17 protein-coding genes are annotated in these 17557 nt (G+C 61.6%); 10 read left to right on the forward strand and 7 right to left on the reverse strand.

What is annotated here, in order from left to right; all coding sequences use genetic code 11:
- Positions 1-10: 10 nt before the first annotated feature.
- From VGG51_09290 to VGG51_09300, 3 genes are all read right to left on the reverse strand, one after another.
- The gene (locus VGG51_09290; GenBank protein HEY1883215.1) at positions 11-634 is read right to left on the reverse strand and encodes a PadR family transcriptional regulator; all 624 of its coding nucleotides are present in this window, start codon (positions 632-634) and stop codon (positions 11-13) included.
- Between the two features lie 59 nt (positions 635-693).
- Complete coding sequence (locus tag VGG51_09295) at positions 694-1236, reverse strand: hypothetical protein (GenBank protein HEY1883216.1); 543 nt, start codon at positions 1234-1236, stop codon at positions 694-696.
- A gap of 77 nt (positions 1237-1313) precedes the next feature.
- A complete protein-coding gene (locus VGG51_09300) occupies positions 1314-2309 on the reverse strand; it encodes a hypothetical protein (protein HEY1883217.1) in 996 nt (331 codons plus the stop codon).
- A gap of 176 nt (positions 2310-2485) precedes the next feature.
- Between VGG51_09300 and VGG51_09305 the strand changes: the two genes are divergently transcribed.
- Both VGG51_09305 and VGG51_09310 read left to right on the forward strand, forming a co-directional pair.
- A complete protein-coding gene (locus tag VGG51_09305; protein ID HEY1883218.1) occupies positions 2486-3496 on the forward strand; it encodes a hypothetical protein in 1011 nt (336 codons plus the stop codon).
- Between the two features lie 94 nt (positions 3497-3590).
- Complete coding sequence (locus VGG51_09310) at positions 3591-4574, forward strand: hypothetical protein (GenBank protein ID HEY1883219.1); 984 nt, start codon at positions 3591-3593, stop codon at positions 4572-4574.
- A 20-nt stretch (positions 4575-4594) separates the two neighbouring features.
- Here the strand turns inward: VGG51_09310 and VGG51_09315 are convergent, their stop codons facing one another.
- The 3 genes from VGG51_09315 to VGG51_09325 form a co-directional block, all read right to left on the reverse strand.
- A complete protein-coding gene (locus VGG51_09315) occupies positions 4595-5575 on the reverse strand; it encodes a hypothetical protein (protein HEY1883220.1) in 981 nt (326 codons plus the stop codon).
- Positions 5576-5697: 122 nt separating this feature from the next.
- Positions 5698-6567, reverse strand: coding sequence for an aldo/keto reductase family oxidoreductase (locus VGG51_09320; GenBank protein ID HEY1883221.1), 870 nt, complete (start codon positions 6565-6567; stop codon positions 5698-5700).
- A 1489-nt stretch (positions 6568-8056) separates the two neighbouring features.
- Positions 8057-8716 carry a hypothetical protein gene (locus VGG51_09325; protein ID HEY1883222.1) on the reverse strand — a complete coding sequence of 220 codons (660 nt, stop codon included), beginning with the start codon at positions 8714-8716 and terminating at the stop codon, positions 8057-8059.
- Positions 8717-8759: 43 nt separating this feature from the next.
- On the opposite strand from VGG51_09325, the gene VGG51_09330 reads away from it, so the two are divergent.
- The 8 genes from VGG51_09330 (at position 8760) to recQ (ending at position 16966) form a co-directional block, all read left to right on the forward strand.
- Positions 8760-9014 carry an RES family NAD+ phosphorylase gene (locus tag VGG51_09330; GenBank protein ID HEY1883223.1) on the forward strand — a complete coding sequence of 85 codons (255 nt, stop codon included), beginning with the start codon at positions 8760-8762 and terminating at the stop codon, positions 9012-9014.
- A gap of 570 nt (positions 9015-9584) precedes the next feature.
- Positions 9585-10802 (forward strand): hypothetical protein, encoded by a 1218-nt coding sequence (locus VGG51_09335; GenBank protein ID HEY1883224.1) that lies wholly within the window; start codon positions 9585-9587, stop codon positions 10800-10802.
- Between the two features lie 124 nt (positions 10803-10926).
- Positions 10927-11958: a hypothetical protein gene (locus tag VGG51_09340; protein ID HEY1883225.1), complete on the forward strand. Its 1032-nt coding sequence runs from the start codon at positions 10927-10929 to the stop codon at positions 11956-11958.
- Positions 11959-11994: 36 nt separating this feature from the next.
- On the forward strand, positions 11995-13062 hold the full coding sequence (locus tag VGG51_09345) for a hypothetical protein (GenBank protein HEY1883226.1): 1068 nt from the start codon (positions 11995-11997) through the stop codon (positions 13060-13062).
- A 100-nt stretch (positions 13063-13162) separates the two neighbouring features.
- Positions 13163-14128 carry an NADP-dependent oxidoreductase gene (locus tag VGG51_09350; GenBank protein HEY1883227.1) on the forward strand — a complete coding sequence of 322 codons (966 nt, stop codon included), beginning with the start codon at positions 13163-13165 and terminating at the stop codon, positions 14126-14128.
- An 80-nt stretch (positions 14129-14208) separates the two neighbouring features.
- Entirely contained in the window at positions 14209-14643 is a 435-nt protein-coding gene (locus tag VGG51_09355; GenBank protein HEY1883228.1) for an antitoxin Xre-like helix-turn-helix domain-containing protein, read from the forward strand.
- A 17-nt stretch (positions 14644-14660) separates the two neighbouring features.
- Complete coding sequence (locus VGG51_09360) at positions 14661-15107, forward strand: RES family NAD+ phosphorylase (protein ID HEY1883229.1); 447 nt, start codon at positions 14661-14663, stop codon at positions 15105-15107.
- The gene (gene recQ, locus VGG51_09365; protein ID HEY1883230.1) at positions 15104-16966 is read left to right on the forward strand and encodes a DNA helicase RecQ; all 1863 of its coding nucleotides are present in this window, start codon (positions 15104-15106) and stop codon (positions 16964-16966) included. The genes VGG51_09360 and recQ overlap by 4 nt, the downstream gene beginning before the upstream one ends.
- 79 nt (positions 16967-17045) lie before the next feature.
- On the opposite strand, the gene VGG51_09370 is transcribed toward recQ, so the two are convergent.
- Positions 17046-17474 (reverse strand): DUF2442 domain-containing protein, encoded by a 429-nt coding sequence (locus VGG51_09370; protein ID HEY1883231.1) that lies wholly within the window; start codon positions 17472-17474, stop codon positions 17046-17048.
- Positions 17475-17557 lie beyond the last annotated feature (83 nt).

Consider the following 17557-nt stretch of genomic DNA (forward strand, 5'->3'; position numbering starts at 1 on the left):
GCCCCGGCGCTCATTCGCCTTTTTTAGAGATCTCGGCCGCGGCGTTTTCGAGAATGAGGGCAACTCGGCGCAGTTCCTCGGGGCCGGAGCCGCGCTTACGCATCAACGCATGTTTGAGCGCATGCCGAGCTTTCGATAGTTCGTCGGAGGCATCCGGATCGACGTCGCCGAGTCCGGCATACGCCTCGCGCACCGCCGCCATTCGCCCGCCGAAGCGCTTGAGCGTTTCGAGAATCGCCGTTACGCGCTCCCCATTGGCTTCCAAGTGTGCCCGGCCGGCATCGGTAATCGAGTAGAGCTTGCGATTCGCGTCTTGGGTGACGGCCGCGTGGCCGATCTCCTCGAGGTACGTCAAGGCCGGGTAGACGACGCCGGGGCTCGGCGAGTAGAATCCGCCGGAGCGCTCTTCTAAGGTACGCATCAGCTCGTAGCCGTGCGCGGGCTGCTCGGCGAGCAAGGAGAGGATGACCAGCTGCAGATCGTCGGATCCGAGGCGGCGTCCTCGCGGGATGCCGTGGCCGCCCATGAAGGCCTCGCCGAAGCCTCGCCGGCCTCGGCCGAATCCGCCGTGACGGCGATGGTGTCCGCCGGCGTGGAGTAGGGCTCGAAAGAAATCTGATTTATCGTATGACATGTCTTACGATATATCATACGACCTCAGCCTGCGTCAAGGCCCCTGCCCGCGCCCAGGCTTCACTCGGTGCGGACGACGGTCTCCATGGAAGCGATGAAGGCGAGAACCTGCCCTTCACGCGCTGACTGGCGACGGTAGTGCACGAGCGCGTCGAGGGGATACCACAGCCCGACCCACGCGATCACGAGAAAGAAGCCGTCGCCCAGCAGCAGCTTGGTGAGCATCGCCAAGCTCGACGCGCTGAAATAGTACGACACCAAAATCCCGAGGGCGAAGATGATGCCGCCAACTCGAAACGCCGCCATCACGTCTTGCCACTGGGCGCTGCGGGCAAGGTTGATCTGTCGTAAGCGCAGCCGGCAGTAGCGCTCGATCGCCTGACGCAGCCGTTCTTCCGTGTCCGGCTGCATTTGCTCGGCGGGCAGCACGATGACCGCGCGCAGATCCGAGCGCAGGGTGCGCGGCGTCAGCTCGGCGACGAGCTCATCCATTCCGCACACGAACCGGCCGTTTGGCGAGAGCACGTCGGTTGGCGAGACTTCGAAAAGCTCTTGCGGGGTATTGAGGTGCAGGATCGTGTCGGCGTTTGCTGGCGGCTTCAACGCCGTGCAGTTCCCGCCGAAACCCTCAATCCCCGCGTCGCTTCCGCGGCCGGAGCCCCCGCGATTGAATGCGTTGACTACTCTTTGGAACGGGGGTTGTAGGCGGCTCCCTTTACCGAGGCGCTGGGCGTGAGGCCTTTGCTGAAGCTGTAGAGAAACGTGAGCGCGGTCGGGCTGTACTTGTAGACGTCGACCTCGCCGGCGACGTAGTTGGCCGTCGCAAAGTTCGTCGAATCCTGATTCAAATGGCCCCAGAACGTTTCGCCGTGCAGCGCGAACGGGCCGCCGACGAGCGTGCAGGCCGGCTTGCAGCCGGAATAGACGTAGAGCGCGCCGATGTTGTTGGCCGAAGTATCGATCGCGACCAGATTACCGGCGTTATCGATGTCGAGTCCGCCGGGGCTCGAGTTCTGATAGCCGGTAGCGCTCACGCCGGCTCCCTTGCACTTGGCGAAATAGACCAGAACCGGGAAGAACTGCGTGTTATAGGCCGAGGCCCAGCAGTTGCCTTTGGTGTCCATCGCGACGCCGACCATTTCGAAAATGCCGGAGTTCGTAAGGTTGGTCTTGCAGCCGCCCTTCATCGTGCAGACCGAGACGCTGCCGGGCTTGCTGCCGTTGTCCATCATGTTGGCGACGGCGATTTTGTCCTTGAGCGCGTCGTTGCTGGCGGCATCGATCGGCTGCCCGTACGGGTCGCTGGTCGACGCGGCGTTGGCTCCGCACATGCCGGGGCCTTTGAAGATGATGATCGTGCGGCTGCCGCCGTCGGGATCGATCACGTTACCCTTACCGTCGACGGCGACGCCGTTGAGATACTGCACGCCCGGGATGTTACACGTCGGCGGCTTATTTTTCTTGTTGTTGCTCCGGTACGCCAGAATATCTGGGCTGTTAAACTGGCTCACATAAAGGCCGCCCTTGGCGGCGTCGGGCGACTCGAGAGCATCGATGATGCCGGCCCTCGAGTACTGCGGCGCAGACGCCGGGATGCTTGGCGAAATGCCGTTGCCCGCACAGCCTGCGAGGATTCCGATAGCAATGGCACCGAGAGAAGTTGCCGAGAAACGCATACGAAGAGAGCCTCCTATTTTAGTTCCAGTCGAGTTTCGCTGACGGCAGCCGGGTCCTTGCTCACCAAGTCCCACATTAGTCCCAAACCGCCCGACGATTCCGCAGCGAAAGAATCAGTTTGCGCAACTATTGAAGAAGTGAGCTGCAGATCGAGTGACACGAGAGGAATGGAATCATGCGTTATTGGCGAGCAAACCTGCTGGCGATCGGCGGCACAGTTATATTGGCAAGCTGCTCGGGCACGGGCCCGGCTTCTGCGCCTAGCAGCGCTCAAACGGGAGCGCCGGCTCCAAGTGCGATGCTTTCGCGCGATCGTTTGCCCAAGGGGCATCCATACGTTCTGCATCCCGAGCGCGATGCGAGCCCCGGGCACATCTATAGCTCGTCGTTCGGTGCCAACACCGTGACATACTACAACAAAGGCGCGGGACCGAATAATCCGGTTGCCGGAAGCCTCACGGGGTCGTTTGAGAATCCGGAGGGGATGGCCGTCGATAAGGCCGGCAATCTCTACGTCACAAATAGCAACGCCAAGAACGTTCTGGTTTATCCGCCGGGAGCTACTAGTGCGAGCCTGACTTTAACGGATCCCAATGGCTTCCCCGATGACATCGCGTTCGGCTCGGACGGAACCGCGTACGTCGCCAATCTCTGGGCGCCGATGGGCAACCCCGGCAGCATTTCGGTCTACCCGCCGGGCGCGACGACTCCCAGCACCACGTTGAACGACCAGGCTTTCGTGCAAGTCGTCGGCGTCGCGCTGGATAAGCACAACAACGTCTTCGTTTCGTACGATCAAACCAATGGGGCGCATGGGACGGTCGTCGAGTTCCGGGCCGGCTCCTCAACGCCGACGGCAACCAATATCGTTCTCGGCTCGGCCGGCGGCATCGGCTTCGATAAGGCCGGCCGCATGCTGGTGATCGATCAGGCGGCGCCGACTCTCAACGTCTACCATCCCGGCAGCTCCACGCCGGCCACACAGCTCCCGCTGCCGGGCGCGTCGCTCTATTTCTCGTGGGCAAAGAGCCTGAAGCGCATCTACGTGGCTGACTACGCGTTAGGCGAAATCGACGTCTTTGACTATACTCCGGCCAAGCTCACGCTCATCAACACAATCACCAATGGAATCGTGGCGTCGGATAATAATCTCGGCATAGCAACGACGACGGCGATGAAGCAGTAGGAAAACCGCGCTTGCTTGCGCAGTGAGTCCCACATTAGTCCCAACCGTCGCCGGCCGGGCCGGGTCCTCGGGCTGCAAAGGCGAAGCGTTGCGCATGAAAACTTTTAGTTTCGTCATGTCTGCCGCCGCAATCTCGACGGCAGCGATCCTATCGGCCTGCAGCAGCGGCACTTCCCCAGCCGTTTCCGGCTCGCAGGTTTCCCCATCCACGGCACGAGGAGTGCACCACGTAACGCTGCGGCCCAACCACGGCCGCTCGTGGATGGATCCCGCGGCTAAGGCGGGGAGCCTCCTGTACATCACCGACTCCGGCAGCAACACCGTCCTTGTTTATTCTTATCCGGCTCTCAAACTCGTCGGCACGCTCACCGGTTTTACGAACCCGCAAGGCGACTGCGTCGACAAAGCCCGCAACGTTTGGATCGTCAACACCGAAGCCTCGCAGCTCCTTGAGTACGCGCATGGCGGTACGACCCCGATCGCGACGCTGGACGACCCCAATCAGTACCCCGTCGGCTGCGCGTTTGACTCGACCACCGGCGAGCTCGCCGTTTCGAACTTCTATAGCACGAACGGGCCGCCCGGCAGCATTTCCATCTACAAGAACGCTTCGGGAAGCCCGACCCTGTATACGCCGCCGAACTTCGCCGTCGTCTATTACTTAGGCTTCGATCCGAAGGGCACACTGTATCTCGACGGCATCGATAGCGGCAGCTCGTTCCTCTTCGATTCGTTCAACGGAACAACGTTTAAGAGCATCGTCCTCGGGCACCCGATCGGCGGTCCGGGCGCGGTTCAGTCCGTCGGCAAAGACATCGTGGTCGGCGATCAGACCAACAGCGCGAATGTCGCCTACACGTTTAGGATCCGCGGAGCAAAAGGAAGACTGGTGAAGACGACGCCGCTTACCGGGGCCTTCGACGTCGTCCAGTTTTACATTTTCAAGAACGCGCTTGTCGGCGGCGACATCAATCCCAGCGGGTCGACCGCGGACCGGTTCAAGTATCCCGCGGGCGGACCGCCCAAAAAGACGGCCCCGGGCCTCGAGCAACCCATTGGGGCCGTCATCAGTAAGTAGAGCCTGACGTAACCGCGCCGTTACGGCTTCGGCGCGGGGCTGAGCGCGGTGCCCGAGATGAAGTTGCCGGAGCCCGAGATAGAAACGCTTTGGACAAATTTCCCGCTGGGATATTTGTAAACGTTGACCAGAGAATAATCGGCCTCCGGCACGTAGATCAAGTTCTGCTTGTGATCGAGGGCGCTGCGGTCGGTTGCGTCGGAGGCCGCAATCGTTGCAAACGGCGCCGTGTGGCCCGGCTTATACAGATTGATGCCGGGCAGCGCGAAGTCGGAGACGGCGATATTCCCGTGTTTGTCGACCAGCACGCCGGTTGGTGAAAGCAGGCCGGTCAGGCCAAGATTCTTGCCCGAACCGCCGAGATCCGTAAACTCCACGACAGCGGGTTGGCTCGAAGCGTTGAAACCGACGGCGTACACGTTGTTATGCGCATCGACCCCGACTCCGTCCACGCTGCTGATGGTGGAGTTGGTCAAGTGGGAGCTCGCGGTGGTTGCACCCGGCTTAAAGACGTCGACGCCGCTCGCATCGCACGCGAGAACGTCGCCGTTGTCGGCCACGGCGACATCGTCCGGACCGTACGGCTCAGTCAACGTGAGCGACGGGCTGGTCTTTCCCTTGTGATAGATGGTTACGGTATCGCCCGACAGATTCGAGACGTAGAGGCTGCCGTTCTTATCGGTCGCGATACCCTCGGGCTGGTTGAGACCGTCGGTGATCTGCCCGACGAGATCGTACTGGGGGACGGAGAAGATGTCGATCACGTTGTCGGCTTCGTTCGAAGCGTACAGCAGCTTGCTCTTCGAATGCTTCGGCGACAGCCAACCGTGAATCGAGGCGAGATGGCGCGGCGTAACGCCGTTGGGTCCGACCCCGTTGTGTGCGGCTCCCGCTTGCGCAGGGAGTCCGGGATTAACGTTGCTCGTGGTCGTTCCTTGCGAGCACGCCGTTAAAAGCAGTGCGGCCGCGCCGACACCCCAAAGGGCTGATAAAGTCTTCATCAATGTTTCCTCAAAGTGCTAAAAGTGGCAAAGGGAAGAATACAGCCGTTTGCGTTAGTTAGCGAAAAGGAAGACGCCTGCCGGTGTCACCCTGAGCCTGTCGAAGGGCGTCGAAGGGCGACCTACTCGCCGGCGATACCGTCGAGCTCGGCGATGTCGTCTGCCGACAGCTTGATTTCCCCAGCGTCGAGGTTTTCGCGCAGGTGCGCGAGCGACGACGTTCCCGGAATCAGCAGAATGTTCGGCGATCGCTGCAGCAGCCACGCCAGGGCGACCTGCATCGGCGTCGCACCGATTCGCTCCGCTACATCGGAGAGCGTCGACGACTGCAGCGGCGTGAATCCACCCAGCGGAAAGAACGGCACGTAGGCGATGCCGTCTTCAGCAAGCGCATCGATTATCGCATCGTCCTCGCGATGGGCGAGATTGTAATTGTTCTGCACGCAGACGATCTCCGCCATCCTGCGCCCCTGCTCGATTTGCGCGGCGGTGACGTTGCTCAAGCCGATATGCCGGATCAGCCCCGCCGCCTGAAGTTCGAGCAGCGCCGTCAGCGGCTCTTCGATCGAGGCTTCGCTCGGGCCATGGCCTCTGCCCATGATTCGCAGGTTGACGACTTCCAGCACGTCGAGTTCGAGATTGCGCAGGTTGTCGTGCACGGCGCTGGTGAGTCCGGCGGGCGTCATCGCCGGGAGCCACGACCCGTCCTCGCCGCGACGGCCGCCGATCTTGGTGACGATCGTCAGATCCTCAGGGTACGGATGCAGCGCTTCGCGGATCAGCTGATTGGTGACGTGCGGGCCGTAGTAGTCGCTGGTGTCGATATGGTTGACGCCGCTCGCGACGGCTTCGCGCAGCACGGCCAGTGCGTCGTCGGAATCGCTCGGCGACCCGAACACGCCCGGCCCGGCAAGCTGCATCGCGCCGTAACCCAGCCGCTTCACGGAGCGGCCGCCGAGTCGGAACGAACCAACGGCGCCGTGTCTTCTCATATCCACCGAGTACCTTGCGGCGCGCCTTCGCTCCTAGCCGGCGTGCGCCTGATAGTAGAGGCTTAAGGCGCGTATGGAAAACGCGCTCGGATACGATGAACGCATATGGGCGGCCGCGCTCGCCGGTACGTTGCCGTGGTGTCTTTTGGCGCCGGGAATAAGCCCTGCCGGCACCCCCTGAGGCGTCACCCGAACCCTCGAGAGCGCCGAGGGCGCTGCGTTGGCCGAGGTCTCGGCATAGGAGCGGCTGGCGATCGAGGCGCTAGCTAAGGCGAAAAGCTGAAGAGAACCAGGCAGCAGAGTCAATAGCAGTGGGTGCACGAGGCAGCAGCGCTCTCTTCACGACACGGCCCTTGGGGTTGTTCGCTAAAGGCATGGAGCCATCGGCCGCACGACTTTGCAGAGGCTCTTGGGCGCCGCGTGAAGCACGGCCTGTGGGGGCGCCGAAACGATAGCCCTAGGGCATCGAAGCCAGGGGCGGGTTCGTTGCTGAAGATGATCCGCGCCTTCGCTGGCCGGCGCGTGGTTGAGCAGCTAGAACGGATCAGGCGGCGTTACGGCGAGGGCGATAAGGAGCGCCAAGAACATAGTAAGCATTCTCATTCCCTTTCAAATCGGTAGAGGCCCTTAAGATTTTGCCAGAGCGCCGCCGAGCCCCTCGCCAGCCCCACGAGTACCGTCCCCGGCCTCGAACCTCTCTATGACGAGAGCACATCCCGAAAGCAGCCTCGGCACAACTCGATGGACATCGGCATGTCTGCGCCCCTATTCCTTATGCGGCGCAGGTAGTTTGCTTCTGAAGCCGGCGCGGTGAGTCGCCTCTCACAAGAGGCGCATTCCACCGCTTCGCCCCTCCGGGTAAGTCTTCGCCGCAGAAAGGAGTAGTTGTCCGCAATCTGACTTGGTGTCATAGCCCTAAATGGAGCATAGCACCCCGTGGTCGTCAAGGAAGCAGCCAATGCGTGATCCGCACGATGGAATTTTGCCTGCGATAATACAGATGCGGCCAAAACGTCCGGGTCGCCATCGATCTGCGTCTTCCCGGTCCCCGACCAAGGGTCGGGAACGTCCGGGGATACCCGTCCTCGCAAACCTCTGTCCACCCGGAGGAGAGTCTGCGGTTATATCCGGATAAGCGCTTGCCTACTGCTGGACCATCCTGAGGAGCCGCTTGATGCTGAAATTATTAAACTTAGAGCCCATTCTTGTTAGCGTTAAAGAATCCGTGGGAGTCGCACCGACGCTGAATGAACACGATCACCATACGGTGGAAGCACTTGGGCGATCCGTTCTGATCGCGAATGCGCAGAATGGCGATTGGCTTTGTAAGGACGTAACAAAGCCTCACTGGCATCAGGACGATAACAAACTTTACATAGAGTTTGTGAGAAAGGTAGCGGCATTGCTCAAAGGCGAGAAAGCCTGCAATGAGTGCCCATAGTATGGCTGTCACCTAATACCCTTTGCCGAGTTTAGGATCTTAAAAAACTTACGACTCTTTAGGAATCGTAACCTCGAACCCCGGAAAAAATACGGTGATTGGATTACTATTGACTGCTGGATCACTTAGAACGGCGCGCACCTGCGCTGCGATCTCCGATCTATAGGTTTCGATTCTAGGTATTAGCGTATAGATATCGGTCGTATCAATAACTACCGTTCGCACCTGATTCACATCGAAAGGAAGCTTGTCGACTTTTCTGCATATCTGTATAACCGGCAGCTTACAGGCATGTCTAATAGCCATTTCATAAAAGGCGTTGGGATTCTGCCAAGATAGATCAACTATCGCTAGTCTTGAGCGCATTACATGCTCAAGGATTTGTGAGGTAATCATTCCAGCTTGGCCAATCATGTCAGCCCTCACAACCTCAAGGCCAGATTCGCTAAGAGCCGGCTCGACGATGGAGTTTAAAAATAAATCCGAATGTTTGCGAGTCTCTGAGTTCTCCTCGCCAATTGGAGCTATATAAAAGCACGTCTTGCTCCATTTGGTTTTCGCAGGAGTTTCGGTCGTTGCCGTACCCTTGTTGATCGTGGCGACGGTCGCCGCCTGACTAACTGGAACTACCGAGGCTGAGTCCGCGCCGCCTTCTTCCAGCACCTGATCAATAGGCACTAGCATTTCTGAACCGGCAATAGTCTGCATCGATCGTTCCGACGCCCCTGCCGACTACGCATTTGCGGGCGCGCTGCTCGAAGAGGCCGACGCCGCGCGGCTTCCCTCGCTGCCTTCAGGTTGGCGCAGCGCGGTGCGCTCGGAAGCGACGGTAGAGATTGGGCAACGATTCATCGCGGAGGGAGCGGCACTGGCGGTCGCCGTGCCGTCGGCAATCCTGCTTGCGGGGTTTAACTACCTCATCAACCCACTGCACAGTCGTTTCGCCGCCCTCAAAATCGCCAAGACCTTCGAGCCGTTTGCCTTCGACGAACGCATCTTTACGTAACGACTACTTCCTACACTCGCGAAGAGTAGAGCGCGTGCTAGCGGGCTGCGCGTCGTCGGCAGGAGCGACGAAGAGACTGCTCGGCAACGTTGCCGTGCCGGTACTCCGCAAGATGAGCTGCTTGCATCCGAGGCCAACTGGCTTCTGGGGCCGAAGAGCGCGCTCTCCAGCGCAGGAGTAAGTGCCGTGGAAAAAGGTGTGACGCTCAAGGGTGACCGGCCGGCGACGGAGGCGCTGCGCGAGTGCCGAGAGTTGCTGCGCCATCTCGCACATCCGCACCGTCTTCGCGCGAATCCGCTTGCGAAACGCATCTGGTCTGCATGCGGTCTCGAGCTGAACCGGAACGCTGAGGCCGACCTTCTAAAGTGTTTGGAAGCATCAGTGCGCGTGGCGCTCAGTTGCGTTTCGCTGCGCCGGCGCATCATCGTCGAACGATGCGACTTGGCCGGCGAAGCGAACGCTCAGGTCGCGGCCGATCTGCACATCTCTCTGCGGCACCTCTATCGCGAGCGTAGCGCCGCCATCGCCCAAATAAGCTCGCACTTCGCCGAGGAACGAACGCAAGGCCGGGTGACCGCGCAGATTGCACCTGATACCCTTGCGCTTCAGCTCTCCCTCGCGGTGCGGCTGGAGCAGAATGGGCAGTGGGTAGCGGCGGCCGAAATGCTGGAGAGCCTGTCAGCTGAGTTGGACGACGTCTCAAGGCGTTGCCTGGTCGAGGCTCGGCTGACCGATCTCTACGCTACGGTCGATCGATATAGCCTTGCCGAAGAGCACATGCGCCGCGCCTTGGAACTATGCCATAGAGATGTTGGCCCCGCATGGTTGAGCGCGGAGACGGCCGTTTCAGCCGGGCGCCTCGCCATCGCAACCGGTGATTTTGCCACCGCGCAAGAGCTTGCCCGGCGGTGCTGCCTGGAGCTGCGATCGTGGACCCCGTCAAGCCGCGACCCACGCGTTGGTGATGCACTGCTCGGTGCTCTCAATCTCGCGAGCCTAATCTCCATTGGTCGTGGCGACGCCCGTACCACGGCAGCGCTCACCTCTGAGGCCTTAGCGCTCGCGCGACGGCTGCAATCTCCCAGCCCCGGGGCGTTAACCGACGTGCGCCTGTATGCGGTTGAAGCGGAGATACTTGCCGGAAACACGCACCGGGCCGAGGGTGGACTTTGGGCCTGCTACCAGTTTGCAATCGAGAGCGGGCAGACCCGTGACGCACTGAGCGTCGCGATTTTTATCGCCGGCTATCTGCGGTTGACGGCACGGTCCGATCAGTCGATCGGGTTGCTGCAACCATTAGCACACGCAGCCCGCAAGGTTGGAACCGGTGATGTGCTTGGCGGCTTCCTCATCGAGCTTGGGAGCGCCGCCGCCGATGTTCGAGACACGTCGCTCGCGCGCAAATGCCTAGCGGAGCTCAATAGCTTCGCTCACGTTAGCCCATGGATAAGCGCGCATGCCTATCTGCTGGAGGCGCGAACTGAGTTCGCCGACCGCCGCTTCGATCGTTCGCTGGCGGCCTCGGAGGCGGCGGAAAGTTCCTTCATCAGGATCGGAAGAGAGCGCCTCGTAGCCCCTGCCTTGCAGCTCCAGGCCGAGTCGCTGGCAGCGCTCGATGAAACCGCACGCGCGGCTCGAACGATGCGACTGGCGATCGAGAGATTCGAGATGATCGGCCAGCATTATCCGCGCCGCCTGGTCTCAGCGTATCTTACGATGGGCTCGTTGACGACTGACCCAGCGTTCAACGTGAAGGCTCGCAGGCTGCGCGCGGAGTTGGGAAGCTAAAGCACACGGTTCAAGCAGCCCGTCGTTGCGCTTGAACTGCTCACCGAGATGGCAGATTCTTTGGTCATCTTTGGTGACATCTCGCCGAGAAGAGCCGGCTCCAATACGGCCAATGCGGTTGCCCATGAATATCTCGAGTACGTTGAGGCGCGCCCTGGGTCTTGCCGCGACGATCGCGCTGCTCGTCGGCTGTAACGGCGGGCCGCTCTCGGTCCCCAGCTCGGGGGTAGCCAGTCCGGCGCACTCGACTCCGCAAGGGATTAGCTTCTCGACGCTAACGTCTCGCGACGCGTTCCCGAAGGCGGCGCATCTTGGTTATCGGCGGTCTTGGATTTCACCCGACGCCAAAAAGAAGCGGCTTCTCTATGTCTCAGACTGGTACATGAACGTCGTCGCCATCTTCGAGTTGCCGTCGGGCAAGCCGTTGGGACTATTGGCCAACGATCTCCATCAGCCCCAGGGCCTGTGCGCCGACGGCTCGCACGTGTTTGTCACCAGTACCGCCGCGAGTCAGATCTTGGAATACGACGCCGCTAGCGAGAAGCCGATAGCGACCCTCGCCGATCCGGGGCAGTTTCCCGTCGGCTGTTCGTACGACAAGACGACGGGCAATCTCGCGGTCGGCAACGTCGATAGTACGAGCGACGGCAAAGGCAACGTTGCCGTCTATGCCAAGGCGAAGGGCTCGCCGGCGACTGACACCTGCTCGAGCATATTCAGGTACTACTTCCCCGGATACGACGCCGAGGGCAACCTGTACATCGATGGTCAGACCAGCCTCTCGAGTGGCAGCTTCGCATTCTGCGGACTTCGCAAGGGGAGCCGTTCGATGCAGAACATCTCGCTCGATCAGAGCATCGACTACCCCGGGCAAGTCCAGTGGGATGGTACCTACGTAACCGTCTCCGACCAGAATAATTCCACCGTATACCGGTTCACGATCAAAGAAAAAAGGGGAGCCTTAAAGGGCAGTACGTCGCTTGAAGACGCGGATGACTGCACCCAAAATTGGATCGAAAAGAACACCGTGTACTGCCCAGCCTCCGGGAGTGCGGCAGCGCTCATCTACGGATATCCAGCCGGCGGCCCGCCGCTCAAGATCCTCCGGGGTATCTCGTGGCCGATCGGAGCGACCGTCGTACGATACAAAAAATAAGCTTTTCCAGCTAAACGAAGTGAGGGAAACCTTTCGATGAACGTCTCTAACATGCGCCTGTATGGCTTGGGCATTCTCGCGGCCGGCATGCTCGGCGGCTGTAGCGGGTTTCAGTCGGCGCCCACCACGGTGGGAGCCAGCCCTGCACAGGTGACTCGGGCGCTGCACCCGGATCACCGCGCGTCTTGGATCTCGCCCGACGCCAAGAACAAGAAGCTTCTTTATATCTCCGACGCAGGCTCGAATGACGTCGATATCTTCGCCCTGCCCTCGGGAAAGCCGGTAGGAACGCTGTCGGGCTTCAACGAGTCGTACGGCATGTGCAGCGAAGGCTCGCATATCTGGGTCGCGAATTTGCTCGCGTCGGAGATCGTCGAGTACAAGGCCGGCACCTCGACGCCGGTAGCGACGCTGCAAGACTCAGGCCAATACCCAGCGGGTTGTTCGTATGACAAGACCACCGGCAATCTCGCGGTGAGCAACGTCGAAAATACCCTCTACGGCGAAGGCAGCGTCGCGGTGTATGCAAAGGCCGCCGGCAAGCCGAAGACCTACACCTGCTCGGGCCTCTTCAACTACTGGTTCGTCGGCTACGATGACGCGGGCAATCTCTACGCCGACGGCAGCAGCGGCTCCGGCGGCAGCTTCGCATTCTGCGGTCTGCGCAAGGGAAGCAAGTCGATGCAGAACATCTCGCTCAACCGGAGTATCGAGTACCCCGGCCAAGTTCAGTGGGATGGTAAGTACGTAACCGTCTCCGACCAGAATACCAACACTATCTATCGCTTTACGATCGCGGGAGCGACGGGCTCTGAAAAGGGAAGCACCGCGCTCAAGGACGCGACCGACTGCGTGCAAAATTGGATTGAAAAGAACAAAGTGTACTGCCCGGCCGACGGTGGCGCCAAACCCCGGAGCGTTCTTCTATGCATATCCGGCGGGTGGCGCGCCGGCGAAGATCATCACCGGTCTCGACTCGCCGATCGGCGCAACCGTAGCCAAGTAAAAAATCGAACGAATTTCTTAGGCGGTGGGTCGCTACGCCGGAACGGGCAACGACAACGCAAGGTCGCGATGGCTGCCGCGGAGCACGTCGCGGCGTAAGATTAGCTAACTACGGGAGCTTGCACCCGAGCGCGGCGGAGCTTCTGCCGGCAGTGCGACTGGAGGGCGTTTTCCCAGCGGTACTGAAGGCGCGACGCATATGCCGAAAGCCGTGCAGCTTTCCGCCTACGGCGGACTCGAACGACTCAAAATCGTGGATGTCACGAAGCCCGAACCGAAGGCGGGGGAGATCGTCGTACGCGTCGTCGCCGCGGGCACAAATCCGGGCGAGATCGCGATTCGCGAAGGTCATCTCAAGGATGTCTTTCCGAGCGACTTTCCGTCTGGTCAGGGGACGGATTTCGCGGGACGCATCGACTCGATCGGCGCGGGCGTCACCGGCTTTGCCGTAGGGGACGAGGTGCTCGGCTGGTCTGACGAACGTTCGGCGCAGGCCGAGTACGTCGCGAGCACGCCGTTGCGGCTCATCCCGAAGCCGCCGTCGCTCGACTGGTATCGCGCCGGAAGTCTGTTTGTCGCCGCGACGACCGCGGTGGCCGCTGTGCGCGCCGTCGCGTTGCGACCGGGCGACGTCGTGGCGGTGGGCGGCGCGGCCGGCGGCGTCGGCTCCTTGGCGGTCCAGCTCGCGCGGCGCGCGGGCGCGCGCGTCACCGGCATCGCAAGCAACGACAACGCGGACTTCCTGCATTCAGTCGGAGTCGAACCGGTCGCGTACGGCGATGGCCTCGCAGAACGCTTGCACGCCCTTTCGCCGAGGGGTTTCGATGCATTCATCGATCTCTTCGGCAGCGGCTATGTCGACCTGGCCGTCGCCCTAGGGGTCGCGCCCGAGCGCATCGAGACGGTCATCGACTTCACGGCGGCGGAAAAATACGGCACTAAGGCCGACGGTTCGTCGACGGCCGCCAGCCGCGAGACGCTCGCGTCGATTGCCAACCTCATCGCGTGGGGCGAGCTGGTCATGCCGCTCGCAGCGATCTATCCGTTCGCAGCCGTCAAGGACGCCTACACCGAACTCGCTCGTCGAAAAGCCCGCGGCAAAATTGTCCTTGCGCTCGATGCAAGCGTGTCTGAGCCGCTCCACCCGCCGCGTGCTGAAGAGTAAGCCGCTTAACTCGGTCTGCCTGCGGCGTTTTGACAAGGTGAGACCGCCTCTGATAGTCTAGACAAATGGCATACCCTGACGTGTCATCTGTCAAGCGCGGGGGCGCGCGAACGCTCATTCGTGACCTTCTGCGCCAAGGGAAACCCAGTGATGATGCGATCATCGACGCGGTTGGCCGAGGTCTGCCCCCGTCGGCGCTCGACGACCTTCTCGATGCCGGGCTCTCCGAAGACGAGGTCGCCGGCGTAATCGGATTCTCCGTGCGCACGCTGCACCGCAAGCGCGATCGCGGCGTGCGGCTCGACGTCGCCGAAGGTGATCGCGCGGTCCGGCTGGCCAGGATTCTCGCCGAGGCCGACCTCTATATCGGTGCGCGAGGCCGCGCGCTGCACTGGCTGCGAGCAGGGAACTGGAGCCTCGGCGGCCGCACGCCGTTAGAATTGCTCGCCACCGAGCCGGGCGTGGAAATGGTACGCCAGGTCCTCGCCACGATCGCGTACGGCGGCGTTGCGTGATCGAGGTGTGGCGATTGGTGCGCACGCACTTTTGCCCGACGCCGGCGTCGGCCTTTAGTGGAGACGGCGCGGCAATCGCCGGCGGCCGTTGGAATCGCAAAGGAACGCGCGCCGTCTATGCGTCATCCTCGAGATCGCTTGCGATCTTGGAGATTCTCGCGAGCATCGATCGTTCCGACGCACCTGCCGACTACGCATTTGCGGGCGCGCTGCTCGAAGAGGCCAACGCCGTGCGCCTTCCCTCGCTGCCCTCGGGCTGGCGCAGCGCTGTGCGCTCGGAAGCGACGGTAGAGATCGGGCAACGATTCATCGCGGAGGGATCCGCACTGGCGCTCGCCGTGCCGTCCGCAATCGTGCCTGCGGAATTTAACTACCTCATCAACCCCCTGCACAGCCGTTTCGCCGCCATCAAAATCGCCAAGGCCTTCGAACCGTTTGCCTTCGACGAGCGCATCTTCACGTGACGACGGCCGGCGGCATGACACTTGACGACGCGCTGAACCATCACTTCGGGTACCAAACGTTTCTGCCGCTGCAGCGCGAAATTGCCGAGGCAACCCTTGCCGGCCGCGACGCGCTCGCGCTGCTGCCGACCGGCGGCGGGAAATCGTTGTGCTATCAGTTACCCGCGCTTCTGGAAGACGGCTTGACGTTAGTCGTCTCGCCGTTGATCGCGCTGATGAAGGACCAGGTCGACGCCCTCGAGGCCAACGGGATCCCCGCGACGTTCCTTAACAGCTCGATCGACTCCGTCACGGCTGCGCAACGGCTGGAGGGGCTCGATCGCGGCGAGTACCGGCTGCTCTACGTCGCACCCGAGCGCATCGTTCTCTCCGGCTTTCTGGCCGGTTTGCAGCGCTGGAACCTCCGCCGCATTGCCGTCGACGAAGCGCACTGTATTAGCGAGTGGGGTCACGACTTTCGTCCGGAGTACCGCCGCATCTCCTCTTTACGCGCACTGCATCCGGAGGTTCCGATCCTCGCGCTCACCGCGACGGCCACCCAGCGCGTGCGCGACGACATCGAGCGTTTTCTCGAGCTGCGCAGCCCGGAGCGCTTCGTCGCGAGCTTCAACCGGCCCAACCTCCGCTACAGCGTCTTCGAGAAGCGCGAGGCCGTGGGTCAGCTGGTCGCCTGGGCGCAAGCGCGCTCGACCGAGAGTGGGATCGTCTACGCGCAGAGTCGCGACTCCGTCGAGCAGCTCGCGCGCAAGCTTTCGGCGAGCGGCATCTCGGCCTTGCCATACCACGCGGGCCTGTCGTCCCGAGAGCGATCGCGCAACCAAGAGCTCTTCATTCGCGACGAGGTCCGGGTGATCTGCGCGACCATCGCCTTCGGCATGGGCATCAATAAGCCCAACGTGCGCTATGTCGTCCACTTCGACGTTCCCAAGAACTTGGAGGGCTACTATCAGGAGACCGGGCGCGCCGGTCGCGACGGGCTGCCCAGCGAGTGCGCCTTGTTCTTGAGCGGTGGCGACGCTGCCAAGCAGCGATTCTTCATCCGCCAAATCGCCGACGACAAGGAGCGCGCTCAGGCAGAGCGTCTGCTGCGCCAAATGCTGGACTTCGCCGCAACCCCGCTCTGCCGCCGAGCGCATCTGCTGCAGTACTTCGGTGAAGAGCAGGTCGCGCAGAACTGCGGCAGCTGTGACAACTGCCTGCAGCCGGTCGAGCAGATCGATGGCACGCTGCTCGCCGCTAAGATGCTCTCCTGCGTCTACCGGGTACGCGAGCACCGGGGATTCTCGACCGGAGGGCATCACGTGATCGACGTCCTACGCGGTGAGCGCAGCGAAAAGGTACTCTCGTGGGGGCACGAGCGCTTGTCGACGTTCGGCATCGGAAAGGATCAGAGCAAAGAGCAGTGGATGGCCGTGCTCTCCGAGCTTCTGCGGACCGGCTGCATTGAGGAGGGCGAATACCGCACAGTCGTGCTAACAGAGGAGGGGCGACGTGCACTCAAAGAGCAGCGTGAGTTTTTCTTCGCGATGCCGCGGGCGGTCCTTAAGGGGAAGAAGCGCCGCGGCCGCAAAGCCGCTGGCGAAACCGTCACCGCGACCGGCGACGAAGCGCTATTCGAAAGGTTGCGCGCGCTGCGCAAGCGGTTGGCCGACGAACAGGGCGTTCCGCCCTATGTGATCTTCTCCGATGCCACGTTGCGCGAGATGGCGGCGAGCCAGCCATCGACGCTCACGGCCTTCCGGCAGATCGGCGGCGTCGGCGACGTCAAACTCGAACGCTACGGCGACATCTTCCTAGAGGCAATCCAAAGGCAGGGCGAACGCACGATTCCCCAGGACGAAGCCGTACGGGGGCAGTAACCTCTGCGTACGATTCTTCACGGATGTGGGGCGAGTTGGGGATCGATCCAAAACCCCGGCAAATTGAACTGGGGCTTGACTATATGGCCTTTCGCGGGCGACCGCCTTTCACTCCGTTGATTCTGGCGGCCGTGGCCTTCGCCGCAGATTTGCTTTCGCCGGCGTGTCGCGCAAGTTCGGACATCCAACGCTTTCCTCCGTAGACCCCGTGCAGCAGCGACACTATCGTGAAGTCGGCGTCCAGTTCGGGCCAGCTCACGACGGTTCCCTTCGCGTCAATGCGTGCACGCCGAAGCTGTGCGGGTGACGCAGCGCGCAGTCCCTGAAGAAGCCGCCGGGGTATGATCAGCGCCGCGCCGTTGTTCATCTCGATGAGCACTGCACCTCGGGAGGGCAGGAAACGCACCGATGTCGCAAGCGGCTCCGCGCGTAGGCGCTTTTCGCGGCGTCGATAGGCGGCATCAATCTGCACATTCGTGAGCGGCCGGCGAGCCTTTGTCGAGTTCATCAGCAATACCGTTCCCAAAGTTCCTCGAGCTCAGCGAAGTGGTCGATTACGAGCATTTCCGCTTCCCGCACCTGCCTCCGCGT

This window comes from Candidatus Cybelea sp. (assembly GCA_036489315.1).
In the GTDB taxonomy this organism is placed as follows: domain Bacteria; phylum Vulcanimicrobiota; class Vulcanimicrobiia; order Vulcanimicrobiales; family Vulcanimicrobiaceae; genus Cybelea.

Coding starts and splice junctions, on each gene's coding strand:
- VGG51_09290 (HEY1883215.1), bottom strand. CDS start 634: ATGTCATACGATAAATCAGATTTCTTTCGAGCCCTACTCCACGCCGGC.
- VGG51_09300 (HEY1883217.1), bottom strand. CDS start 2,309: ATGCGTTTCTCGGCAACTTCTCTCGGTGCCATTGCTATCGGAATCCTC.
- VGG51_09305 (HEY1883218.1), top strand. CDS start 2,486: ATGCGTTATTGGCGAGCAAACCTGCTGGCGATCGGCGGCACAGTTATA.
- VGG51_09310 (HEY1883219.1), top strand. CDS start 3,591: ATGAAAACTTTTAGTTTCGTCATGTCTGCCGCCGCAATCTCGACGGCA.
- VGG51_09315 (HEY1883220.1), bottom strand. CDS start 5,575: ATGAAGACTTTATCAGCCCTTTGGGGTGTCGGCGCGGCCGCACTGCTT.
- VGG51_09320 (HEY1883221.1), bottom strand. CDS start 6,567: ATGAGAAGACACGGCGCCGTTGGTTCGTTCCGACTCGGCGGCCGCTCC.
- VGG51_09325 (HEY1883222.1), bottom strand. CDS start 8,716: ATGCAGACTATTGCCGGTTCAGAAATGCTAGTGCCTATTGATCAGGTG.
- VGG51_09340 (HEY1883225.1), top strand. CDS start 10,927: ATGAATATCTCGAGTACGTTGAGGCGCGCCCTGGGTCTTGCCGCGACG.
- VGG51_09345 (HEY1883226.1), top strand. CDS start 11,995: ATGAACGTCTCTAACATGCGCCTGTATGGCTTGGGCATTCTCGCGGCC.
- VGG51_09350 (HEY1883227.1), top strand. CDS start 13,163: ATGCCGAAAGCCGTGCAGCTTTCCGCCTACGGCGGACTCGAACGACTC.
- VGG51_09370 (HEY1883231.1), bottom strand. CDS start 17,474: ATGAACTCGACAAAGGCTCGCCGGCCGCTCACGAATGTGCAGATTGAT.